The 24210-nt window shown below is 46.6% G+C and carries 19 protein-coding genes; 1 reads left to right on the top strand and 18 read right to left on the bottom strand.

What is annotated here, in order from left to right; translation table 11 throughout:
- The first annotated feature begins 229 nt into the window (after positions 1 to 229).
- Entirely contained in the window at positions 230 to 1429 is a 1200-nt protein-coding gene (locus BM415_RS05920) for an ROK family transcriptional regulator (RefSeq protein ID WP_091155639.1), read from the top strand.
- Positions 1430 to 1524: 95 nt separating this feature from the next.
- Here BM415_RS05920 and BM415_RS05915 read toward each other — a convergent pair whose 3' ends face one another.
- The 18 genes from BM415_RS05915 to rhaI all read right to left on the bottom strand — a co-directional run bounded on the left by BM415_RS05915 (position 1525) and on the right by rhaI (position 24206).
- Positions 1525 to 2451, bottom strand: a complete 927-nt coding sequence (locus BM415_RS05915) for a manganese-dependent inorganic pyrophosphatase (protein WP_091155636.1) — start codon at positions 2449 to 2451, stop codon at positions 1525 to 1527.
- Positions 2452 to 2581: 130 nt separating this feature from the next.
- Positions 2582 to 3052 carry a translation initiation factor IF-3 gene (infC, locus tag BM415_RS05910; RefSeq protein ID WP_091155635.1) on the bottom strand — a complete coding sequence of 157 codons (471 nt, stop codon included), beginning with the start codon at positions 3050 to 3052 and terminating at the stop codon, positions 2582 to 2584.
- A 1-nt stretch (position 3053) separates the two neighbouring features.
- A complete protein-coding gene (locus tag BM415_RS05905) occupies positions 3054 to 4064 on the bottom strand; it encodes an LLM class flavin-dependent oxidoreductase (RefSeq protein WP_091155632.1) in 1011 nt (336 codons plus the stop codon).
- Positions 4065 to 4154: 90 nt separating this feature from the next.
- Positions 4155 to 6044: an LTA synthase family protein gene (locus BM415_RS05900; RefSeq protein WP_348272306.1), complete on the bottom strand. Its 1890-nt coding sequence runs from the start codon at positions 6042 to 6044 to the stop codon at positions 4155 to 4157.
- A gap of 261 nt (positions 6045 to 6305) precedes the next feature.
- The gene (locus BM415_RS05895; RefSeq protein WP_091155627.1) at positions 6306 to 7118 is read right to left on the bottom strand and encodes a DUF3891 family protein; all 813 of its coding nucleotides are present in this window, start codon (positions 7116 to 7118) and stop codon (positions 6306 to 6308) included.
- A 151-nt stretch (positions 7119 to 7269) separates the two neighbouring features.
- Entirely contained in the window at positions 7270 to 8058 is a 789-nt protein-coding gene (locus BM415_RS05890) for a pyruvate, water dikinase regulatory protein (RefSeq protein ID WP_091155624.1), read from the bottom strand.
- Positions 8059 to 8171: 113 nt separating this feature from the next.
- The gene (locus BM415_RS05885) at positions 8172 to 8807 is read right to left on the bottom strand and encodes a helix-turn-helix transcriptional regulator (protein WP_091155622.1); all 636 of its coding nucleotides are present in this window, start codon (positions 8805 to 8807) and stop codon (positions 8172 to 8174) included.
- Between the two features lie 70 nt (positions 8808 to 8877).
- Positions 8878 to 11571 (bottom strand): pyruvate, phosphate dikinase, encoded by a 2694-nt coding sequence (ppdK, locus tag BM415_RS05880; RefSeq protein ID WP_091155619.1) that lies wholly within the window; start codon positions 11569 to 11571, stop codon positions 8878 to 8880.
- Between the two features lie 230 nt (positions 11572 to 11801).
- On the bottom strand, positions 11802 to 12251 hold the full coding sequence (locus BM415_RS05875; RefSeq protein WP_091155616.1) for a hypothetical protein: 450 nt from the start codon (positions 12249 to 12251) through the stop codon (positions 11802 to 11804).
- Positions 12252 to 12350: 99 nt separating this feature from the next.
- Positions 12351 to 13328 carry an aldo/keto reductase gene (locus BM415_RS05870; protein WP_091155615.1) on the bottom strand — a complete coding sequence of 326 codons (978 nt, stop codon included), beginning with the start codon at positions 13326 to 13328 and terminating at the stop codon, positions 12351 to 12353.
- Between the two features lie 89 nt (positions 13329 to 13417).
- Positions 13418 to 13930 (bottom strand): hypothetical protein, encoded by a 513-nt coding sequence (locus BM415_RS05865; protein WP_091155612.1) that lies wholly within the window; start codon positions 13928 to 13930, stop codon positions 13418 to 13420.
- A gap of 136 nt (positions 13931 to 14066) precedes the next feature.
- Positions 14067 to 17282, bottom strand: coding sequence for a bifunctional cytochrome P450/NADPH--P450 reductase (locus tag BM415_RS05860; protein WP_091155610.1), 3216 nt, complete (start codon positions 17280 to 17282; stop codon positions 14067 to 14069).
- Positions 17283 to 17735: 453 nt separating this feature from the next.
- The gene (locus BM415_RS05855) at positions 17736 to 18461 is read right to left on the bottom strand and encodes a LutC/YkgG family protein (protein ID WP_091155608.1); all 726 of its coding nucleotides are present in this window, start codon (positions 18459 to 18461) and stop codon (positions 17736 to 17738) included.
- Positions 18458 to 19978 (bottom strand): LutB/LldF family L-lactate oxidation iron-sulfur protein, encoded by a 1521-nt coding sequence (locus BM415_RS05850; protein ID WP_091155605.1) that lies wholly within the window; start codon positions 19976 to 19978, stop codon positions 18458 to 18460. Before BM415_RS05850 ends, BM415_RS05855 begins: the two co-directional genes overlap by 4 nt.
- Positions 19975 to 20703, bottom strand: a complete 729-nt coding sequence (locus BM415_RS05845; protein ID WP_091155603.1) for a (Fe-S)-binding protein — start codon at positions 20701 to 20703, stop codon at positions 19975 to 19977. The genes BM415_RS05850 and BM415_RS05845 overlap by 4 nt, the downstream gene beginning before the upstream one ends.
- A 27-nt stretch (positions 20704 to 20730) precedes the next feature.
- Complete coding sequence (locus tag BM415_RS05840) at positions 20731 to 21495, bottom strand: DeoR/GlpR family DNA-binding transcription regulator (protein WP_091155600.1); 765 nt, start codon at positions 21493 to 21495, stop codon at positions 20731 to 20733.
- 15 nt (positions 21496 to 21510) lie between these two features.
- Positions 21511 to 22989 carry a rhamnulokinase gene (locus BM415_RS05835; RefSeq protein WP_091155598.1) on the bottom strand — a complete coding sequence of 493 codons (1479 nt, stop codon included), beginning with the start codon at positions 22987 to 22989 and terminating at the stop codon, positions 21511 to 21513.
- Entirely contained in the window at positions 22986 to 24206 is a 1221-nt protein-coding gene (gene rhaI / locus BM415_RS05830) for an L-rhamnose isomerase (RefSeq protein WP_091155595.1), read from the bottom strand. Before rhaI ends, BM415_RS05835 begins: the two co-directional genes overlap by 4 nt.
- Positions 24207 to 24210 lie beyond the last annotated feature (4 nt).

Below are 24210 nucleotides of genomic sequence, written 5' to 3'. Positions count from 1 at the left end.
GGCTGAACAGCAGCCTTTATTCTGCATCGTCTCTAGTCACTTCCTTCTATTAATGTGTTAATAGCCTCATGCTTACCTCCATTTAATTATCCTATCACCTTTTTCCAATTTTGGAGTTTAATCCATTTAGACCGTATGTAAGTTACATGGTCATTGTCTCTTATCTGAGTTATAATCGTTATCATATCTAGAGTGAAAAATAACCTCATTCATTGGAGCAGCGACGTTCATGAACAAAAAAGAACCTGTATTACAATCAAATAAAAAATTGATCTATTCCTGGATTGCTGAGCATGGTCCTATTTCCAAAGCTGAACTATTAGATGCTTTTTCACTAACGAGCAGTACACTTACCCGCATGCTTGAGGAGATGACAAGCGAAGGTCTTATTCAGGCGGCAAGCCTCGGCGCTTCCAGCGGCGGTCGTCGTCCCATTCTTTATCAGATCGAACCTGATTATAAATACATATTCGGACTGGAAATTTCCCGGTTCTCTTCCACACTCGGTCTGTTTGACATGGCTATGAATCCAAAATCCGTGATGCGCTGGCGGATGGATGAATCAATGACACCCGAGCGTTTTGTTGAATTTGCTGCTGGGCATATGAGGAGCTTTCTCAAGGATCATCAGCTTGAACCTTCACAAATATTAGGTATTGGTATCGGTGCCGTCGGACCGGTTGATCGGAACAAGGGGACCATTCTGGACCCATTATACTTTCCGGCATCAGGCTGGCGTAATATCCCCATATGTCAGCAACTCGAGAATGCCACAGGCTGGAAGGCTTATCTGGAGAACGGAGTTAACGCTGCGCTTATTGGGGAAGCTTGGGCGATGCGTGATCAAGGTATTCAACATGCACTGTATGTTCATGCCGGAGTCAGCCTCAGATCCGCCATTATGTCTCAAGGCCAAATTGTCCATGGTACCGTTGATACTGAAGGCTCCATCGGTCAAATGATCGTGCACATGGATGGTCAGAGACTTGGTCCTATCGGCAATTATGGAGCACTAGAGGCATACGCCTCTATCCAAGCACTTGAGAGAACTGCACGATCACAAGCCAAGGCAGGAAGAGCGCTCGGTCCCTTACTCAGCCCATTGTCTCCCGATCGAATTCAGTTCGAGCATCTTCTCAAAGCACTGGATGCAGAAGATCCATTCGCACGTGAAATATTTGAGCAGTCTGCTGTCTATTTTGGTATTGGACTCGCCAATTTAATAAATATGTTTCATCCGGAGATTGTTATATTAGGTGGAACCTTGGTGAATTACAACTCGCTCTACTTTGATACAGCAACTCATATCGCCAGGAAGAATACCTTCTATTATCCAAGGTATGAACCTGTATTCTCGAAAGGGAACCTGAAAGAAGACGCAGTCATTACAGGGTGCGCACTTAACGTGTGCCGTGCCTTCCAGCTGTAGAAATGATAGAAAGATGATCTCTCAAGAAAAATAAAGGGTTGTCCTAATGCAGTGTGACTGCGATTAGAACAACCCTATTATTTTGGAGCAGAATATTAAGACAATGCTTCTGTCAGTACAGGAACGATCTGAGATTTGCGTGATACGACGCCTTTCAGAAGTGCCTTGTTGTCCACAAGCTGGACATTGTACGCACGCTCAACTGCTTCAGACTTATGTCCAAGTGCAAGCGCAACAGAGTCATTGTTCAGGATATCTGTAATGACAAAGACAAATAGATCGAGATTCTTCTCAGCAATTGTCTGATAGATAACCGCCTCGAGCTCAGCTTGCTTTACAAGCAAATCGTTGACATCTACCGTGTTAACTTGTGCTATTTCCACTTTGAAGCCGCCCATTGAGAATTCCTTCGCATCAAGCGTAAGGAGCTGAGGAACGGATTTTTTGCTAAGATCAGCACCTGCTTTGAGCATATCAAGACCGTATACGCTCGCATCGACACCTGCAATATCAGCTAATTCCTTGGCTGCAGCAATATCCTGCTCAGTGCATGTTGGTGATTTAAACAAAAGTGAATCTGAAATAATAGCAGACAGCATCAGACCCGCAATCGGTTTCGTAATCTCAACATTGTTCTCTTTATACAGCTTGTTAAGAATCGTTGCTGTGCAGCCCACTGGCTCGGCGCGATAGTAGAGGGGCTGGCTTGTCTCAAAATTAGCAATTCTGTGGTGATCAATGACTTCCGTAATTTGAACCTGATCAATATCGCTTACGCTTTGTTGACGCTCGTTATGGTCAACCAGAATAACACTGTTTGTTTCATTTGCTACAGTCTCTACAAAACGCGGTGCATCCACGTTGAAGTATTCAAGAGCAAATTGTGTTTCACCATTTACTTCTCCAAGACGAACAGCTTCAACTTCAAGACCCAGCTTACTCTTAAGATCAGCATAGGCAATTGCAGAACAGATGGTGTCCGTATCCGGATTTTTGTGTCCAAAAATCAATGTTTTCCCCATTTTATTGAGACCTCCGTTAATATGTTATTGTCATCATGTGTGAGCATCCGGTTAGGATGTATTTCCCTATACGATTATAGCGTTAAATGAATTGTATTCCAATGTTTATACCTTGTTTTAAAAAAATTTTTTATGGCATTAATTCCACGACTGCCTGTTTGCCGCTCAGCTGAATACCAGTCTTTGGCTCGCCGAACTCCTTCAAATCACGTACAAGACTCTCGAGTAGTGATTTGGCCATCTCTCCTTCTTTCTTTTGAATCTTCACGACCAGCTTCACCATATCGCCGGATTTAAGTATACGTTCCATCTGTGTCTTCTTCGTATCATAATCATGCTCCTCAATATGCGGAGTCAGCCGGATTTCTTTCACTTTTGGTTCACGGTTCTTGCGCTTCTCGGCCGCCGCTTCCTGCTTGGCAACTCCCGCTCCAACAAGCCTGCATGGCGGAGGGCTGCTCAGGAGTGTTGTGCATACCAGATCTACCTTTAGCTTCTTGGCTAATGCAAGTGCTTCGCTTGTCTTCATTACACCGAGATCTTCGCCATCTATGCCGGTGACCACTACTTCTGCTGCTTTGATTTTTTCATTCTTGATCAATTTACGCTTCCCCTTCCCTCATCGCTTCCGCAATAAGCTGAAATGATCTCTTCCTTGCTTCAAAATCATGGATGGCAGATGCAATCATGATTTCGTCCACATTATAAAACTCGCTGATTCTGAGTATTCCTCTCTTCACCTGTTCAGGGTCGCCGACAATACTGAGGTGCCTTCTGCTGTTGATCTGCTCCTTCTCTATTGCTGTGTAAGGATAATTAAGCGACGTCTCCACCGATGGAAAACCGGACAGCTGTCCTCCTCTCATCAATGCAAGAAAATACAGCTGATTGCTTGAAGCAAGATTCCTCGCTTCCTCCTCCGTATCTGCACATACAACACTAATGGTAATCATAGTCCGCGGGGTTTCTCTCACGATCGAAGGCTTAAACCCGGTTTTGTAATGATGGATCGCTTCTTCTCCTCCAGGTACGCCAAAGAAATGAGCAAACGAGTAGGATACGCCATGCCTTGCCGCGATCTTTCCTCCTTCGCTGCTTGATCCGAGCACCCATAGCTCTGGGACACTGTCGATCAGCGGAATAGCCTTAAGATGGGCATATCGGTGATCTTCCGGAAGATCCTCATATAGATAACCGATCAGATCATCAATCTGTACCGGAAATTGCTGCGAATTCATCCTTTTCCCTTCGTTTAAGGCTGCTGTCGCCAGCGGCATGGCACCTGTAGCTCTACCGATTCCCAGATCGATTCTGCCCGGATACAAGGCTTCTAGCAGACGGAAATTTTCTGCCACCTTATAAGCACTATAGTGCGGCAGCATAATGCCTCCCGAACCGACACGTATGCGTGAGCTGTGAGATGCCAGATGCGAGATCATCACTTCCGGGCTGGAAAATGAGAGCGCAGGCATGCCATGATGCTCTGAAACCCAAAACCGGTGATACCCCAGACCTTCCGTAAATTGAATCAGCTCTGTCGCTTCACTTAAAGCATCGTGGACCGTGAATCCTTCTTTTATGTAACCATGCTCTAATACACTTAGTTTGATCATTACCTTCACCTTCCTTATAGAAAAATGCCGTTCTACTGCAGCTTCAAAGTTAAAGGACACCGTTATTGTTAACGGTGCCCTTCTATAATATCAGAATCCACGCTTAGGAAGCAGCTTCACATATTCATCCGAGAGCTTCATCAGCTTCATGATATAATCATAATCCGTGCGATACTTCTCAATATCGGCGACCGGTTCCAGCGTTGTAAGAGAAATCGCCTGTCCATCCTCAAAACCGCTGCCCGGCACAAACATGACCTCATTATTGAAGAAAGTTCCTGTCGGCATGTAATATCTCATCCCAATTACATTCTGATCAATATTGAGCAGATCCTGACCTAATGCAGTGAATTTCGATTCCTTTAAAGAAATGCCGAGCAGATTGGAGACCGTAGGCAATATATCCATTTGTCCACCGACCGTGTCAATCTGACGACCTTCCATTCCGGGCACATGAATGACGAGCGGCACATTAAAACGGCTGATCTGCTCATGATATGGAACGCCCAGCGCGGCCTCGACTTGCTCCGGAGAGGTACTTTGGTTCTGCAAGCCGAAATGATCACCGTAAACGACAAGAATGGTGTCCTCCCACAGCCCTTCTTCCTTCAGTCCATCAATTAATGTCCCCAGGGCGTAGTCAGCATAATTCAATGATGTGAGGTAATCCCCTAAAGCAGTCCCTGCAAGCTGTGCCGGAACCTCCATCTGCATACGATCCTGCGGTACTTTGAAAGGCGCATGACTTGAGGTTGCAATAAAATGTGCGTAAAAAGGCTTGTTCTGCGCATCAAGATCCACCAGTTTCTCAAGACCGACACGATACATTTCTTCATCAGAAGCACCAAAATCGTTAAAATGATCATTTGTAAAGTAAGGCTTATCAAAATATTGATCAAAATGAAGTGCTGGATACATCTTGTTTCGATCCCAAAAGCTCACACTATTAACATGGAAGGTCTGTGCCGTATATCCTTCATTCTGTACAAGGCGGGGCAGACTTGGCAGCACACGGTCACCAAATCCAGTAGCCATCGCCATCGTTCCAATCGGATAGATCGATGTATTCGTCATAAATTCGGCATCCGAGGTATTCCCTTGCCCTATTTGCTGGAATACATGTGGAAAGTACATACTCTCCTCTATGAGATCATTGAGCACTGGAGTGACCTCTTGTCCCTCTACCTGCTGACGAACCGGGAAATTCTGAAATGATTCAAGCTGAACGATAATCAGATTTTTCCCTTTTGCTGCACCGAATCCAACTGGCATCGTTTCCACACCATCTTCTTCAGGTTGCTGCTGATATGGGTAGGTGGCTTGATGCTCATTAATTTCCTTAACGGTCTCCTCGATATCACCTGCAGCAATCATTTTATTCTGCTGATTCGCAAGAATCGCTTGAGCTACCTGATAATTCAGAAATCCGAGCTCATCAGCACGAACGGTTTCATTTTCTATCGAGCCATCCTTGGCAATGGTCATTCCAGACATTACAAGACCAATGACGGCAACCGATAAAATGCCGATCCGGGACAACTGTCTGGAATACACGCTTCGTTTACCTTGAACTCTGTATACGATCCACCATATTGACATCACCATAACATCCGCAAAAAACAAGAAATGCTCCGGCTCAATCAGCAGACCGATACTTGAGGCTACCTGTGGTACTTGATTCAGACTAAGCAATGTCGTATATGTCGGAATGGAACCGAACTGGACGTTATAAATCGTTGCCGCAAACAGAATTACCGAGAACAATGTGTTCAAGCTCCAATAAGCTGTACCCTTCCATCTCCCTGAAAAGAGAAGCTCCCATAAGCATAAAACGACCAGAACAGCAATCGCATCCACAGCAATGCGGTCCCATGATATGTCTTTAAATACAAAAAAGCGGAATAATGTCAACTTTGCCATCATGAGAACAAACACAATAACAAATAAAGACCTTCCCAGCCCTGTCTTTGTTTCTTTCAATTGAACTGACCCCATTCTAAATCAAAAATTTTATAATGTTTTTACGAAATATGTGATCCATTATAACATTTATATTGTATTTGTTCTAATACGAAATCATTTCATGATGCCCTGATTTGCTATAATCAAGAGGATGTATAGATTCATGTAGAACAAACAAAAAAAGGAACCTTCCCTAAAGGCAAGCGTTCCTGTTTCGTAACCATAAAGCGTTCCTATTAAGTTGTCGTTATGGTTGTCTGGAGCTGATGGTAACCACGCTCATTTAAAATGCAGGGTCTGCTTCGTCTCCGGCGTTTGTGTGTAGGCATCATTCAGTCCTTTTTCATCAATCCACTCTTTGGACACTTTCTTATACGATAGCTGGGCCTGAAACGGTGTGGCAAAAGGGGATGGCATCACCTGTACTGTCTGGCTGTCCAGCCATTTTGCTTGAATGGAAGGCTCATCAGTATCTGCTGCGCTTACTTGAGATAATCCGTTCTTGAACCAAGGATGTTCATCCTGCTTGCTGACTCCTGGTTCATTCATACATACATAGAGGGAGAGATCGTCACAGAACTGAAGAAGTCGATAATGCTGGTCAACAACTTCGGCTTCCTGCGGCGCTGCTTGTTGACGCAAACGCTGCTGTCTATGCTCTTCCTCTTCGCAAAAAGATATGCTGAACTCGTCTGTCCCGTTCTGTATATCGGGAAAGTGTGTGAAATGACGACTAACCAGGTAGGCCGCATAAGAATTGTGTTCTTCTACTTCCTCAATTCCGGTCTGGTACATTCTAAGCTTCACTGGATAAGGATAATTGACGAAATAATAAGGCTTCTTCTCCTTGTCATTCCATATCGGCACCTCATCTACCCGAATCCAGGCCCGGTCATGCTCGTAAATGGCATACAATACGTCCTTCTTATATGTATCCCTAATAAACAATTCCGGTAAGAGTCTGGAGGCAATCTCTCCCGACAGCCTGGCATGCTCATGCTGCTCAATCATAATGAAGTGCTGTGCTTGTTCTCTTATAATCATCTCGATCACATCTCCTTCTTCATCATCTGCTTCTGATATGTAACCCATGCAGGCATAATTCTAAACTATATAGCTTACAGAACAAAGAACAAAGAAGCCCGCTCAGGCTTCTTTGACTCTTATATACATCTACATCTATTCCTTTATTTACTTACACTAACTCTTAATTACGAAGACACGTATACCTTATTGGATTCTACTATAGATATCCCAAAATAATGCCTGCTGTTTCTTCAATTGCTTTATCTGTTACATCTATAACCGGACAACCTAGCCGATCAAACAGTTCATAAGCATATTCCAGCTCAGTAACGATCCGGGCGAGCGAAGCGTATTTTGATCCATTGGGAAGTCCCATGACCTTGAGCCGTTCAGAGCGTATTTTTAGGAGATGCTCTGCATCCATGGTCAGTCCGATAATTTGGCCTTTGATCGGCTCATTGAGTGGTTCGGGCGGCTTGATCTCAGGTACGATGGGATAATTGACCACTTTATAGCCTTTATGCGCTAGAAAAATACTCAGCGGTGTTTTTGAGGTCCGGGATACGCCGAGCAGAACCATATCCGCCTTTACAATTGCACTTGTGTCCTTGCCATCATCACACTTTACTGCAAATTCGACCGCTTCAACTCGTCTGAAGTAGTCTTCATCCAAACGGTGCAGCACACCCGGACGCTGAGTAGGCGAGTCATGAAAGGTATCAATAAATGCCTGCATCATCGGTCCCATGATGTCGACGGTTCGAATGCCTAATCGAACGGATTCTTCTTTGATCGCTTCACGCAGCTCAGGTTGAACGAGTGTGTATGCGACAAAACCGGATTTGCGGTGAACCTCTTCCATCAATTCTCGAATCTCATCTTCACTGCGGATTTGGGGATACCGTCTCAGCTGAATGTTCAATGACTCAAACTGTCGCAAAGCGGCTCTTACAACTAGATCGGCTGTCTCCCCTAGAGAATCTGAACAAACGGCGACGAAATGCATCCTCTTCTCCCCCTGCTGCTTTATAAATGGAAATTAATGTACCGAAGGCTTTTTCATTCATACTCACTCTTCGTGATGTACCGAATCAAACGCCCTGGCTTTTTCATTCATACTCACTCTTCGTGATGTACCGAATCAAACGCCGCATATAACACTCTAACTATCGTCGTCTTCGATATTCGGCCGACCAGCTCATTTGTCTCCCGCTTAATAACAGGCAAGCTGTCGATCTCATGAAATACCATTTTTCCAACGGCGTCAATAACGCTATCCTCCGGTGACACCGATATCATATGCGGCTCTCTTGTCATCATCAGGCTGACCGGGATCTCTCGAATATCCTGATCTCCTAAGGTCACCTTAAGCAAGTCCTTCCGTGAAATAATTCCGATCAGTGCCCCCTCTGTGCTAATAACCAGCAGTGTTCCCACATCTTCCAAGAACAAGGTCACCACTGCTTCATGGATGGTGGTATGTCCATACACCACGACCGGAACACTCTGTACATCCTTCACTTTAATATCGCTCATTTCAGTCATATACCGCTCTGATGCAGTCATCGCACGGCCCAGAAAATATCCTACCTTGGGCTTGGCAGACAAGTAACCCGTCATTACGAGTAAAGACAGATCCGCCCTGATCGTCGGTTTGGATAGTGACAAACGATCAGCAATCTGATCCCCCGTAATGGGGGCGCTCTCCTGAACAATATCCACAATACGTTGTTGTCTTCCTGTTAGTTCAATCACAATATGCCCCCATAAAAAGTTCCAGTAAAAATAGATGGTACGCTCACGCTCTTGCTATGAACATTCAAGATTATGCAGTGCTCGTTACCTCTGAGCCGACATTAGACGCCGACACATCTCGCTCCAGAATTTCTGCTTGCGCCGCAGCAATTCGGGCAAAGGGCACCCGATACGGTGAACAGCTGACATAATCCAGTCCAATCTGATGACAGAAGCGAATAGAGTCTCGATCACCGCCATGCTCACCACACAGCCCTGCCACAAGATGCGGCTTCCAGGTACGTCCTCTGCTGAGGGCCAGCTTCATCAGCTCACCTACACCTTCCTCATCCAACACTTCGAAAGGGTTGGCTTCAATAATCTTCTGTTCCATATATTGGCTGAGGAATCTGCGTTCCGCATCATCTCTGCTGTAGCCGAGCGTCATCTGCGTTAAATCATTTGTGCCAAAAGAGAAAAAATCAGCATGCTTCGCTATCTCTGCGGCGGTCAAGGCCGCACGTGGAACTTCTATCATCGTTCCAACCCGATACGGACAATGCCTCAGATTCTCTCTGAGCACTTGTTCCGCGACTTCATCCACAAGCTTTCTCAGCGTGGACAGCTCGTTTGCATGCCCAATCAGAGGTATCATAATCTCAGGTACAACCGATATCCCTCTGTCTATACAGTTCGCAGCTGCACGGAAGATCGCCTCTATTTGCATATCATAGATTTCGGGGAATACAATACCAAGTCTTGCCCCACGCCATCCAAGCATGGGATTCGTTTCTCTTAACTCCTGCACCTTCGAAATGACTCGTTCCACTTTGTCCAGCTCATCTGTGTCCCCATCCATCGTAATCATGCGAAGATGTTCTTTTCTGCCTTCAAGTACTTCGAGCTTCGGCAAAAACTCATGCAGAGGCGGGTCCAGCAAACGAATCGTAACAGGCAGTCCATCCATCTCCGTAAAGATCTGCTCAAAATCGGATTGCTGAATAGGCATTAAACGATACAGCGCCTCTTGACGCTCCTGGGCATTTCCGGCGACGATGACCCGCTGAATCAGCGGCAGTCTGGAAGGAGACAGAAACATATGCTCTGTGCGGCATAAGCCTATTCCCTCGGCTCCCCATTTACGTGCATATTTTACATCACCAGGCTGATCAATATTTGCATATACCTTCATATGCTTAACCTCATCCGCCCAGCTGAGAACAAGAGACAATTCCTCCGAAATTTCGGGATCCTTCAGCTTGATCTCTCCTGCATATACCTGACCCGTTGCCCCATCTAGCGAGATCAGATCTCCTTCCTGGAACGTGTATTTCCCGCAGATCAGCTCCTTCTTATCCTCACGAAGCTCCATCTCTTCACAGCCGCAAACGCAGGGTGTCCCCATCCCTCTAGCGACCACCGCTGCATGGCTCGTCATGCCTCCCCGCAGTGTTAGCAGGCCTTCAGCCGCAATAACCCCATGAATATCCTGAGGCGTTGTTTCTCTGCGCACCAAAATAACTCTTTTGCCAACAGAAGTCCATGCTTCTGCCGTTTCGGAATCAAACACAAGCGCACCGCTCACGGCTCCGGGAGAAGCTGGAAGTCCCGTTGCAACGACTTTATCCACATCCTGAGCTTCAATCGATTGATGCAGCAGCTGATTCAGATGCTCAGGCTCAATTCGAAGCAAAGCCTCTTCTTTGGTAATAATGCCTTCTTTCGCATAATCGACAGCTGCTTTCATCGCCGCTTGGGCAGTCCGCCTCGCTCCGCGAGTCTGAAGTATGTACAGTTTACCTTGCTCAATTGTGAATTCTATGTCCTGAATATCTCCATACCATGCTTCCAGCTTGGATGCTGCTTCGTGAAGCTCTTCATAAACAGCCGGCATGGTTTGTGCAAGATACGATATCCCAAACGGAGTGCGGATGCCCATAACCACTTCTTCTCCTTGGGCCGAAGGCAGATACTCCCCAAGTATTTCATGAACTCCAGTTGATGGGTTTCGAGTAAAAAGCACACCTGTTCCGCTGTACTCATCCAGATTGCCAAATACCATTTCCTGAACACTGACAGCAGTACCCTGATCCTCTGAGATCTTGTGAACCTTACGATATACCTTCGCTCTCGGATTAGACCAGGAACGGAAGATGGCACGTACGGCATCTATCACCTGCTCTCTTACATTTTGCGGCATCGGTTTCTTGGCACGCTGCTGAATAAGTGATTTGTATTTATGGATCAGCTCCTCCAGTTCTGTTGGTTCGAGCTGTCCGATATGTTCTGTCCCTTGAGCTCCATTGATGTGACGCAATAATTTCGAGAATGCATTGTTCTCGATTCCCATCACCACATGTCCATACATTTGTATAAAGCGGGCATAGCATTCCAGCGCATATTTGCGATTGCCAGAGATTGCCGCCAGCCCTTCTGTTGTCTCATCATTCATGCCAAGGTTAAGGATCGTGTCCATCATTCCCGGCATAGAAGTCACTGCACCGGAACGCACGGCAACGAATAAAGGATTCTCTGTATCGCCGAATGTTTTGCCAGTCTTCTGTTCCAGACTCACAAGTGCTTCTTCAATTTCTTCAATAAGGGAAAGGGGAATATGTCCAAGATGAGTGTAATAATCCCGGCATGAAGCCGTCGTAATCGTAAAGCCGTAAGGTACGGGTAAGCCCGCTCTTGTCATTTCCGCCAAGTCCGCCCCTTTTCCACCCAGAAGCTCACGCATCGATGCATTGCCTTCACTGAACATGAATACACGTTTGTCCGTCATCCTATCTCTCCTCATCTCATCGTTTTTCAAGAACTTATTTTCCATTTTTTTCAAATCCAACTTAGCCAATATATTACGTCACAAATGGATAATGGTCAATATATAATACGTCATATAAGAATCTTTTATTTGTGTGGATTACGTATGATTCCTGTTGTTATAAAAATGGTTTCAACACAAATAAGCTATCTCATAGAGACAGCTTATTTGTGTATTTTGCAGAGAAGACATCACCGTTGCTGCTCAGAAATCCCCTTCATTTCAAGCGCCGATTGAATCAAACTGCTGCGGTATTCGATTTTGGGTTTGAGATAGATCCCTTTGGATTTACCTTCAATATATAATGTCACGTCATTTGAACCATCATATTGCCTGTATCCGGTCACCTTATGATAAGGAATAAAATAAATGCCAAACTTCACACCGTTCTCCCCGACATAAAACTGACTTACAAAATAATAGACAATAAACGAGAGCATGAAAATAACGTATTTGAGCCATCCTTCACTCGTTATCAGGTAAATACCGCCAAGTACATAGATCAGCACCATCAGCATCGTATTTTCTTTACCTAGTCCACTAAACCTTACTTTCCCCGTCTTGCGGCGCTGCTGAATGCTAATGAAAAAGACCGCTAATGAAAGGAAAAGAAAAAGAATAAGACTTATATTGGATACCAAGCCACACCACTCTCCCTTGCAGCGACAACATCTGCTTATGCCAAAATGATAGCAGCGCTAAGTTAGAGTGTTCATCGCCGGCCCGATTAAGCATTAAGTTTACGGCAGTCTAGGTCCTCTTGCTGTAACATACAGCTTGTACCATTCATCCCGGGTCATGAGCTGGCCTTGGCGGACAGCGTCCCCCGTCGCCTTAATCCGCTCAGGATTGATCGTACCGATGACCGGTTGAATCATCGCAGGATGTCTCATAAGCCAGCCGAGTACGATCGCTTCACGAGTGGTTTCCTTCTCTTCGGCCATGTCCTGAACGAGCTTCGCTGCAGCCTGAATATGCTCCGGCTGATCCGAAACGTCCTTACCTGTGAATATTCCTTGTGACAGCGGACTCCAGGCTTGAAGCTGAATGTCCTGCATCTGGCTGAACTCAAGCAGTCCTGCGCCAAAGTTTACCTTCGTTCCAGCAGCTTGATTGACAAAGACCACCTCATCAACAAAATGCAAGTGAGACAAGCTCATCTGCAGCTGGTTTACAATAATCGGATACGGAAGCGAACGCTGCAAAAATTCAATTTGACCCACATTCATATTGGAAACGCCAAAATGACGAACCTTGCCTGCAGATTTCAACAAAGTTAGGGCTTCCGCAATTTCTTCCGGTTCCATAAGAGGGTCTGGACGATGCAATAGTAAAATATCGATGTATTCGGTACCCAAACGGCTTAATATCCCATCCACCGAATTCAAAATATGCTCTTTGGAGAAGTCATATCTTCCTGGAAGATCACCGTCTTGAAGTCTTATGCCGCATTTGGATTGTATAATGATTTCTTCCCTGAGGGACGGCTGTGCCTGCAGTATCTTCCCAAAGGTTTCTTCCGCTTTGCCGAAAGTGTAAATGTCCGCATGATCATACATATTAATCCCGATTTCACGTGCAGCATCTACCGCTCTCTCTGCTTCAAGCACATGTTCTTGCGTGACCGGATTGGTGTTCCATCCACCACCCAATGACATCGAACCGAACACCACTTGACTGGCATTAATGCCTTTATGACGCAATGGCATCATCTTCATATATAACTCCTCCTTCTGTGAATATGTACTTCTCAATTCTACCAACATCATATCAAAAATAAAAGGCTTCCTAAAGACGATCTAACATCTTAATTCGTATAATGTCCTTTATAAAGCCATTGTTGATCAACCAACTCGAAATGCATATAAATTGCTACATGTCCTTCATCGTAATAATTCGCCAGGAACACTTCAACTTCATTTTCATTCGTTTGAGTATATCCTCTGTATTCCAGATTACCAATGCCAATGGAGGTCAAGAGCGAAACATTCTGTTTATCATCAATGCCTTGTAGTGTGTATGTTTCTGCCTGTTCGTCAAACTCAATATTAGGAACAGAAAGGGACTTCAAGGCTTCATAATCTCTATTATTCATAGCATCGATTATTTTAAAAGATGCATTCAATGTCCCTCGAATAACATTCATGTGCTCCTCTGAAGGCACACTACTTTTAGAAGCCTCAAGCTCTTCTTTGAGTTGTTGATTTTCGTCCTGTAGATCTTGGAGTTCAGTTCCCTGAGTAGCCGGTGGTGGTTCTTCAGTGTTACTACATGCGGATAAAACTAACGCAAAAAGAAACAATAATGCAATTTTCTTCATGATATACCTCCTTTTACCAATATGTTAACACATTACGAGAAAAAAGGATGAAGAACTTGAAAGCTCTTCATCCCCATTTTGATTAATCGTATTAACGAGAACCGCGATACTGGAGATAAGTTCACGTCTCAGGAACCTATAGTACCTTGGCCGGGACGGTCTTCTCCTGTTCGATCTTAGATCCTGCCCATACATCCTTTACATACCTGCCACTGGATTCCAGCGCTCGCAGCCACGATACGGCTTCCTCTTCACTGGACTGAGTATGACGCTGATAACTGGAGATGAGTGTCTTCTCCACATCAGGCGCCATCCACACACCATCACCACATATAAATGTTTTGGCGCCATTCTCGATCAACTGAAGCAGTTGATCGGCATCTTTTTGAATCAGATGCTGAACATAACATTTATCCTGTCCTTCAACGCGGGAAAAGGCCGTATGGAGCGTAACAATTCCCTGCTCCTGAGCCGAAATGAGCTCTTCCTGATACAGAAAGTCATGTTCTGGAGTTCGGCAGCCAAAATATAAATGGGCCTCCCCAAGCTTCTTGCCCTGCTGCTTCATTACACTTCTCGCCTGAACAAAGCCGCGGAAAGGAGCTACCCCGGTTCCAGGTCCAATCATAATGATTGGAGTATCCGGAGCATCCGGCAGCTGAAACCCAGACTCAGGTGTCTGTACAAACATAAATATTTTCGCGCCTGGCTCAAGCTCCGCCAAATAGTTTGACGCAACCCCCCTGTATTCCCCGCTTCCGCTCCATGCAGGCCCGCGAACCACGCTGACCGTAATGCTTGCTGTATGCGGATGAAGCTTCGGAGAGCTGGAAATGGAATAATAGCGAGGTGTAAGCGCAGGCAGGAGCTCAAGGAATCTCTCAAACGGGAGCTCGCAGGCCTCGTACTTCTCTAGCAGGTCAAGCATCGTTATTCTTTTGTCTCTGATTTCACTCTTATATAGCTCATCTTCTAGAAGTGCATGCAGCTCCTTGGCGTGAGGAGGACACACTGTATAGGAGGCAAGCTCTCTAAGCTGTGCTCTAGTTGCCGGAGCCTGAAGCTCCACACTATGTGTGAGCAGGTCATCCAGTCTCACCGTTGTTCCTACTGGAAGATGAGCGCTGCTACGCCCGTCGGCTCTCAGAACAAGATGACTTGAACCAGTTAAGCCAAATCGTTTCAGTACCCTGCTAACCAGCTTCTCCGAATTATGAGCGAGTACGCCCAGATGATCCCCTTCTTGGTAAGTCATCCCCTCCGGCAGCTCGATCTCGATATGCTGGGTTATTCTGCTGCTGTTTTGGTGCTGTAAATTTCGGCTCTCAGTGATCATTGCCGAATATGCCTTGTAAGTTTCGGCCAGCGGTACCGCAGCTACACCTTCTACGTATGAGATAGATAAGCTGCTCCGTCGCTTCGGCACCGATTCATCGACTGTAATTTGAAGCTTCTGCATTAAATCTGGCCATAGTGACTCCGTAAAATCATCAACTTCCTGCTCAAAATCACCACTTGCATCACTCTCACCGCGTTCCAATAGGCGGATGGCTCCCTTCGTGTGCAGCGTTTCATCAATAAACCTGGGTACACGCTGATACGTACTTGCCCAGTTATGGTCTCCGCATCCGAACACAACATAACGGACTCCCTCTATTTCAGTGGCAGGAGCCTGCTCGAGCCAGTCTACAAAATTCTTTGCATTCGATGGAGGCTGACCATTATAGGATGCCGTTACAATGAATACAACACCTTCTTTAGGAAGATGGGAGGCGTAATTGTCGAGTGGAGCGACGCTTGCATCAAAGCCTTGGTATTTAGCCGTATCCGCTACCTCTCTTGCGATCCCTTCGGCTGTGCCGAGATTCGATCCGTATAATACAAGCATCGGAGTATTATGAGCCGGTACACTGCTAAGCTCTTCCGATTTGCTTGACACCTCTGTTTGATATGCTGAAGAAGAACCGGACAACATCATCATGTTATTCATGCCGCGGCTGCGTACTTTAACCCTGAAATCCTCCGGTTTCAGCGTCAACGTTTCTTTCACCTTCAATTCATAATTAGCGTAATCAATCAGATCAAAGTGCTGCAGCACCATTCCCAGCACCAATGTAGCTTCCTGCATGGCAAACTGCTGCCCTATACAAGCTCTTTGACCATTACCAAATGGCTTGTATGCATCATGCGGCACCTTGCTTGGATCCTCAAAGCGCTCTGGGATGAATTTATCAACATCCATCCCCCATACACGCTCGTCACGATGCAATTTTGGAATGAGTACAGTTACACTGTCGCCTTTCTTCATCGGATATTTCCCGCCAATTTCAGTATCTTCCTTGGCATATAATGAGAAGGCGGGAGCCGTCGGCCATAATCTTAGGGCTTCATTAAGCACCATACGAATATATTTTAAATCGCGAACCTGATTGTAGGTAGGAAGGGAACTCTTGAATATACGGTCCACTTCTTCCCTTGCCTTCGTAAGCTTATCAGGATGCTTAAGCAAATAATACATGGCGAAGGACAGCAAGCCGCTTGTTGTTTCATGTCCTGCGATCAAGAAAGTAATCATTTGATACCGGATATTTTCAAGATCCAGCGTCTCACCTGTCTCCGGGTCGGTTCCCTCCAGCATATGGGACAACAAATCTCCCGGATTCCCCCCGTGCGCCTTACGTTCCCAGATCAAGTCGTCGACGAGCTCAAACATGCCCTGTATATCTTCATTAAATTGCTTCTTCTTCTGTACCATGAACAGATCCTGTATACCCAATCGGTGGAGCTGGCTCATTCCTTCATCCAGCGCTCTAACCATACGATCAATAAAGGGATGATAGTCCTCACGATAAAAGCTGTTGAATCGATAGTCAAAACCGCACAGACCGATGGTGTCCAAAGTTAACCTGGTCATGTCTCCCGGTATGTCGACCGTTTCATCGGGATTGAGTCGCGCCCATTTCTGAATCAGCTGCACGGCGATATCCAGCATTTTGGAATGGTAACCCTGCATCGCCCGCTGGCTGAAGCTGGATAGCAAAATATTGTGAGCCTTCTTCCAGTTCGGCTCATCTGTAGCACTCGTAAATAATCCATCACCGGCGAATGGACGCACATTTTGGAGCGGTGCCCAGATTCTCTTGTCAAACCGTTTCTCGTCACAAGCATCCTCTACATACTCATGCCCTGAGATATAAATTTCTTTGCGGCCCGGATATTGAATTTGAAAGATGGGACCTTGCTCATAAGCGATTTTGACGAGAGACTGCACTGGAGCATGCACATCAAGCAAAGGCAGATTCCCCAGCGGACCGTAGGTTTTGGGCTGAGGTATTTTTACAGACACAGACATCCACATTCCCTCCAATAATATGTTTTCTCTTTAGACAGACTTGGCAAGATTTCAGCGAATAATATGACATTCGAACTGATTGACCATTTTAGTAGAACAGTCATTTTGATGTAAAAAAAAGCGGAACCGATCCTCCTCACTTTTTCAAAAAATGATTCTAGGGTGATGATAAGCTCCAATCTTATAAATACCGTATCACGCTATTATGGCAGCTTCAACAGGCACAAGGTCATATTTACCTACGACTAATTATCCATCTTATTCCAAATTTAAAAAGCTTAGTGTAAAGATAAGATGAGAACTTATGCTTTTACCACTCTACATAGCGAGCCTACTCTTACATTAAATACACCTTGGTCATTAACCAGACAAAGCGAAAAAACCTGTCAAAGACAAATGGAATCTGACAGGCTTTAAAAAGACTTTAAATTGGCTCAAAGCTTCCTTCTGTTCTTATCCCAGCAGGAAGGCATATACGATTCCCGGTCCATGCACACCGATCGTCAGTTCATTCTCAATATCGGATGAGCGGCTCGGTCCGGATATGAAATGGACACCTGCGGGAAGCCGCTCCCGCCCCAGCTCATCCAACGGAGTTAGCAGCTCACCAAGTCTCGTCTTCAGCCTATCCACAGGGATAATAATGAACATCACTGTAGGCAGAAGAGTCACAGATCTGCCTTTTTCTCTCGCAGATTTCACGAGAATCGAGCCTGTGTAAGCGGCTGCACCATCTGCAATGACAATACCGAAATCCGCTTCTGCGGCTACGGCTTTCCAATTCACATCATCCTCTGAATTCCAGGTAGAGATATTTAAGGCAGGCTGCTTATCCTCAAGTCCCAAGCTGTTCAGCTCAGGCTGATCCTGCCTGATGATCCGCTTGGCGCCAAGCTCCTCAGCTTTGTCAGCAATGAATTGTCCGGCTTCGGTATAGCTTGTAACCTGGACCACATGACCGCCTACACTTTCAAAATGGTTTGTAAACTTCTCAATTCGTTCCTGCTCATCCCACTCCATTTCGTACCAGAAGCCCGGAGATCCCCGAAATGGCTGAGCAGGCGCGGATATCTGTCTGGGTCTCTTCAGACGGGAAGCAATGTGATTCATGAAACGCTCCTGCTTCTTCATAGACTGTTCTGTGAGCTCCTTAAGCCACGTTTCTTCCGTGCCACTCATATTTGCTTCCTCCCTCCTGCTGCCCTGGCTTCAACAATCGCTTGTAATCTTGCAACGAGATTCGGCTCCATCTCAGGCGCCTCATCCTTAATTTCAGATTTGAGCCGTTCCCAGGATTGCCTGAAGCTGGTCTTGGCTAATGATGGTGTCACACGATAGGAATTCCAGCCTTTTAAAGGCCCCGCTTTTAACGTAATTTCTCCATTCTTCACAACAAGCTTCTGTCCCAGTTGACCTGCCTTCAGAGCTGCGCCAAATCGGGAGGATTTGGATACAACAGCTGCATATGCCTTCATACCTGCCGTTTCGACCTTGTTGCCATGTCCACCTTCCACCTTGCGTCGACGTAGTGCTACAAGCATGTCATGCAGAGGAATCTTAACCGGACAAGCCTCATAACAGGCACCACATAGACTCGATGCATTGGCGATATCATCCCATTCAGCTACATTCTTGTTCAGTGCAGGGGTGAGCACAGCTCCGATCGGTCCACTGTATGTACTTCCATAAGCATGACCTCCGATGTGACGGTATACCGGACAGGCATTCAGACACGCCCCGCAGCGAATACAATTAAGCAGCTCCTGAAATTCGGGATCACCAAGCTGAAGCGAACGGCCGTTATCGACAATAATCATGTGCATTTGCTCAGGACCATCTGCATCCTCGTCACGTTTAGGTCCGGTGATACCGGACATGTACATTGTAATCCGCTGGCCCGTCGCTGATCTAGGAAGCAGCGTAGCCATAACCTCCAGATCTGTCCAGGAAGGAATAATTCTCTCCATTCCCATCAGCGTAATCTGCGTCTTCGGAAGGGTGCTGACCATCCGGGCATTGCCTTCATTCTCGAACAGCACCATGGAACCGGTCTCGGCAATGGCAAAATTACAGCCCGTCATGCCGATATCGGCATCAAGGAAGCGCTCCCGCAATATTTTTCGAACAAAGCCGGCAAGCACCGTCGTATCCGGAGGGAGTGTTTCTCCGGCAACCTCAGACAACAGCTCAGCAATTTGATATCGATTCTTATGAATGGCGGGGATAACGATATGTGAAGGCATTTCTCCGGCCAGCTGGATAATATATTCACCTAGATCCGTCTCAATCGCTTCAATTCCTGCTTCTTCCAGCGCATGATTAAGATGCAGCTCTTCGGATACCATGGACTTCGATTTGACGACAGACTTGGCTCCGCGGTGCTCTGCGATTTGGAGGGCAATACGGACGGCTTCTTCCCCCGTATCGGCAAAATGAACATGAACCCCGTTTGCGCGGGCATTCTCCACAAAAAGATTCAAGTAATAATCCAAATGGGCAATCGTATGAAGCCGGATCTGTCTGCCCTGCTCACGCCACTCTTCCCAGCGTCCATGCTCCTCGGAGGCCAGCTTCTTCCCGCCTCTGAGACGCTCTGTCGTGAACTTAACTGCTTTTCGCAAAAATTCATCATTGAGCGCCAGGCCTGCACGCTCCTTCACCTGAACCTTTGGACCTGCTGAACCCAAACTGGTCATGAAGACTTCACCCCCTCATACAACAGCTCCGCCAGATGCATGACTCGTACCGGTTGATTTCGATAACGCAGCTGGCCCGCGATGTTCATCAGACAGGCCATATCTAGACCTACAAGCACTTCGGCTTCGGTCTCAACAACATGCTCCGCCTTCTCCGTAACCATCGCTCCGGAAATGTCCGCCATCTTCACGGCAAAGGTGCCGCCAAAGCCGCAGCAGTCCTCTGCAAAAGGTAAGGGTACAAGATCTATGCCTTTTACCTCCTGAAGCAGAGCCATCGGTTCATTCTTGACGCCAAGGAGCCGGCTGCCATGACAAGAGGGGTGATAGGTCACCTTATGTGGAAACACAGCCCCAAGATCCTTAATTCCCATCACATGGACAAGGAACTGTGTGAACTCATAGGTCTTCGCTTCCAATCGTTTCGCTTTCTCCAGCATTTCCGGCTCTTCCTGGAATAAATTCGAATAATGGTGGACCATATACGTACATGAACCGGATGGAGATACGACAAAATCGCTGTCATCAAAAGCATCCAGTATCGTTCTCGCGGCCGCTCTGGCTTCATCGAAATACCCGCTGTTATAAGCTGGCTGACCACAGCAGGTCTGGACTTTGGGAAAGTCCACCTGTATGCCATATCTGGCCAGTATGCGCACCATCGCTTCTCCTACCCTCGGATAGATCGCATCACTGAGACATGTAATAAATAAAGAGACCTTCATCTGAGTACACCTCTTATCTATTCAAGACTAAACTATGGTGACATGTATAGAACGTTCCTTAAGTGCTCTTACAGTTTCTTCCCTCACATCTTGACACGTAATAATGTGCTGTACCTTATCAAGCCCAGCGACATGAGTCAGCGCCTGTATGCCAAACTTGCTGGAATCTGCTAGTAAGAACACCTGATCGGACATTCCAATCATCCTCTGCTTCACTCTCGCTTGAAGCTCATTCATTTCACTGATGCCTCTATCCACATGAACACCTTGGCAGGACAAAAAGAGCTTATCCACGTGATAGGTGTCCAGAGAACGCTCGACAAGTGGTCCAACAAAGGACATTGACTCAGGCAGGAGCTGACCCCCAGCAGCAATAACTTCGATGTGCTTCTTGCTGGATAGCTCTGTTACTACCCGAATGGAATTCGTTAGAACTGTAATCGGAATATCCGGTAAGCTTCGGGCTGTATACCAAGCGGTCGTGCTTGCATCTAGAAGGATGCGCTCATGAGGTTCTATAAACTTCACCGCTTCCAGAGCAATCCGCCGTTTCTCCTCCGTACGAGTGATTTCACGCTCACTATAAGGGGTTTCCATATGTTCATCAGAAAGCCTTATACGTACAGCACCGCCGTGTGAACGTCTCAGCTTCCCTTCTCTCTCAAGCCGATCCAAATCCCGGCGAATGGTCTCCTCGGTTACTTGGCACAAGCTGCTCAGCTCGGATACCCGAATACTTCCTCTGTCATTGACGAGCCGGGTGATCGCCGCATAACGTTCAGCAACTAGCATAGGCATCCTCCAGATTTAGGCATAGGCAGCTAGACCTGTATACTTGGTGAAACTGCCGTACGCCTCTCTCCAGGCTTCCGCCTGTTCCGGCTCATAGGTTAGAACAGGAAAAGAATCGCGTATGACGGCCCGAGCTTCCGCCGCACTCTTGAATATGCCTTGATTCCTCCACTGTACGACCAGATTACCAATCGCACTTGCTTCTACGGGACCTGCATATACAGGTTTACCGATTGCACTTGCAGTCCAAGCGCATAGCAGCTTATTGTTAATGCCTCCGCCCACCATATGAAGACTGTCAAATTGCTGCCCGGATACCTGCTCTGTCATTTCCAGCACATGTCTATATTTCAGGGCAAGGCTCTCAAGTATACAGCGAACCATTTCCCCGTCGGATTGCGGCAATCCTTGACCCGTTCTGGTCAGGTAGGCCTCAATGCGGTCAGTCATACTGCCCGCCGGCAAGAAGGAAGAATCATCCGGATCTATGAAGTATTGGAAAGGCTTTGCATCTTGAGCAAGTCTTAATATTTCATCATAGCTGTACGTCTTGCCCGCACGCCCAAATTGTCGCAGCGTCTCCTGAAAGATCCAGAGTCCCATAATATTTTTGAGTAGACGATACGTATGATTAGCTCCGCCTTCATTTGTAAAATTCAGAGCCTGAGAAGTCTCATTAATAACAGGTGCATCCATCTCTGTCCCCATAAGTGACCATGTGCCACAGCTAAGATAAGCGAATGATCGTGTCGTCGCAGGTACCGCTGCCACAGCTGAACCGGTATCATGCTCAGCTACGGCAACGAAGCGAACGTTAGGTACTCCCAGCTCCTGCATCACAGAGGGTCTCAGCTCACCTGCATCCGATCCCGGGGTCAGTACCTTGCCGAACCATGCCTCCGGTATGCCAATCCGGTATAGCAGCTCCGAATCCCAGTCGCCCGTACATGGATTAAACAGCTGTGTTGTCGTTGCATTTGTAAATTCATTCAATTTCTCACCCGTCAGGAAGAACCGCAGCAAATCCGGTATCATTAGAAAATGAGCGGCTTCCTTCAGCATATAGGAGTTCTGCTGCTTGAGAACAGCAAGCTGATAAATGGTGTTAAAGGGCAGGAACTGAATTCCTGTCTTCCGAAAAATATGCTCTGCCGGAATGTTGGCGGTCACTTTCTCCATCACACCATCGGTCCGTTTATCGCGGTAATGATATGGACTTCCGAGCAGCTCCCCCTTCTGATTGAGGAGCCCATAATCGACAGCCCATGAATCAATGCCTACGCTGGAAATCTTCTCCCCTTGCAGCTTCACCTTCAGCATCCCCTGCTTAAGCTCATGAAGCAGCCTAAGTATATCCCAATGCAAATGATCTCCTGCCATCACCGGATCGTTAGAGAAGCGGTGAATTTCCTTGATCTGGATGCGGGAGTCACTCAGCAGCCCAAGGACTGCCCTTCCGCTTGAAGCTCCTAAATCATAGGCGAGGATGTTCACCAGCTCGCCCCTCCCTTACCGCGTGCCTTGATCTCCTCTGGATAGCTGCTCATAAGATAAGCCTCCATCGGATCAATCGGTAACCCTTCTTCTTCTCTAACTGCATGCAGCAGTGGAGTTACATCGAATTCAGATGCCTTGCGGATCGCATGCTCCGCTGCCAGTACGTCATTCTTTTCTTGGGCAGCCGCAACCTCTGAATGATCGATAAGAAGCGCTTTGGCATAAGCAGTCTGAACATTCAGCACCGAACGAATCATAGCCGGTATTTTCTGCTCAATGTTATGGGATTGGTCCAGCATATAAGCAATGGAGTCTACACCTTGCCGAATACCTTCATCTGTGTCCACAGCCCCGTTCAGAATCTGATAGAAGATAAGGAATAACTCATAGGGATTGACGGTACCCACAATCAGATCATCATCCGCATATTTACGGCTGTTAAAGTGAAATCCACCCAGTCTCTTCTCATCAATAAGATAGGCCACAATGTGTTCAATATTCGCTCCTGGCAAATGATGGCCTGTATCGACAAGCACCTGTGCCTGTTCACCAAGCTTTAAAGCTGTATTGTATGCCATGCCCCAGTCCGCCAGATCCGTATGATAGAAGCCAGGCTCAAAGCACTTATATTCAATCAGCATCCGCATATCCTTCGTAAGCGCTTTATACATTTCGGATAAAGCTTCCTGCATCCAGTTCTTCCGCTGGCGGATGTCACCCTGTCCGGGATAATTGGTTCCATCTGCAAACCAGAGGCTCAGGTCACGAGAGCCTGTTGCTTTTGCAATGTCAACGCATTCAAGCAGATGTTCTGTTGCCTTCCGGCGCACAGCCGCATCACTGTTCGTTACACTGCCAAGCATATAGTCCTCTTCCTGAAAAAGATTCGGATTAACTGCTCCGATCTTAAGTCCCAAGCTCTCGGCGTGGGAACGAAGCTTGCCGTAATCTCCCACCTTATCCCAAGGAATATGAATGGCTACTGTGGGGGCAAGGCCTGTCAGGCGATGAACAACAGCCGCATCCTCCATCTTCTCAAACGGATCTCTCGGCACGCCTTCCTTCTGAAATACTTTGAAGCGCGTTCCTGAATCACCGTATCCCCACGATGGCGTTTCAATCTTGAACTGCTTAATCTTCCGCTTCACTTCCTCAACATTAATTCCCCTTGCCGTTTGCTGCTCTTCAAACCATGCATAAGCTTTATCCGTCATATAG

This window comes from Paenibacillus sp. 453mf (assembly GCF_900116105.1).
Taxonomy (GTDB): Bacteria; Bacillota; Bacilli; order Paenibacillales; family Paenibacillaceae; genus Paenibacillus; species Paenibacillus provencensis.
The sequence above is the reverse complement of the archived record's forward strand: the minus strand, read 5'-3'. Positions and strand labels throughout refer to the sequence as shown.

Bases quoted from the DNA above. Each gene is read 5' to 3' on its own strand.
- BM415_RS05920 (WP_091155639.1), top strand. From the start codon at position 230: ATGAACAAAAAAGAACCTGTATTACAATCAAATAAAAAATTGATCTAT.
- BM415_RS05915 (WP_091155636.1), bottom strand. From the start codon at position 2,451: ATGGGGAAAACATTGATTTTTGGACACAAAAATCCGGATACGGACACC.
- BM415_RS05905 (WP_091155632.1), bottom strand. From the start codon at position 4,064: ATGATCAAACTAAGTGTATTAGAGCATGGTTACATAAAAGAAGGATTC.
- BM415_RS05895 (WP_091155627.1), bottom strand. From the start codon at position 7,118: ATGGGTTACATATCAGAAGCAGATGATGAAGAAGGAGATGTGATCGAG.
- BM415_RS05890 (WP_091155624.1), bottom strand. From the start codon at position 8,058: ATGCATTTCGTCGCCGTTTGTTCAGATTCTCTAGGGGAGACAGCCGAT.
- ppdK (WP_091155619.1), bottom strand. From the start codon at position 11,571: ATGACGGACAAACGTGTATTCATGTTCAGTGAAGGCAATGCATCGATG.
- BM415_RS05870 (WP_091155615.1), bottom strand. From the start codon at position 13,328: ATGAAGATGATGCCATTGCGTCATAAAGGCATTAATGCCAGTCAAGTG.
- BM415_RS05865 (WP_091155612.1), bottom strand. From the start codon at position 13,930: ATGAAGAAAATTGCATTATTGTTTCTTTTTGCGTTAGTTTTATCCGCA.
- BM415_RS05860 (WP_091155610.1), bottom strand. From the start codon at position 17,282: ATGTCTGTGTCTGTAAAAATACCTCAGCCCAAAACCTACGGTCCGCTG.
- BM415_RS05855 (WP_091155608.1), bottom strand. From the start codon at position 18,461: ATGAGTGGCACGGAAGAAACGTGGCTTAAGGAGCTCACAGAACAGTCT.
- BM415_RS05850 (WP_091155605.1), bottom strand. From the start codon at position 19,978: ATGACCAGTTTGGGTTCAGCAGGTCCAAAGGTTCAGGTGAAGGAGCGT.
- BM415_RS05845 (WP_091155603.1), bottom strand. From the start codon at position 20,703: ATGAAGGTCTCTTTATTTATTACATGTCTCAGTGATGCGATCTATCCG.
- BM415_RS05840 (WP_091155600.1), bottom strand. From the start codon at position 21,495: ATGCTAGTTGCTGAACGTTATGCGGCGATCACCCGGCTCGTCAATGAC.
- rhaI (WP_091155595.1), bottom strand. From the start codon at position 24,206: ATGACGGATAAAGCTTATGCATGGTTTGAAGAGCAGCAAACGGCAAGG.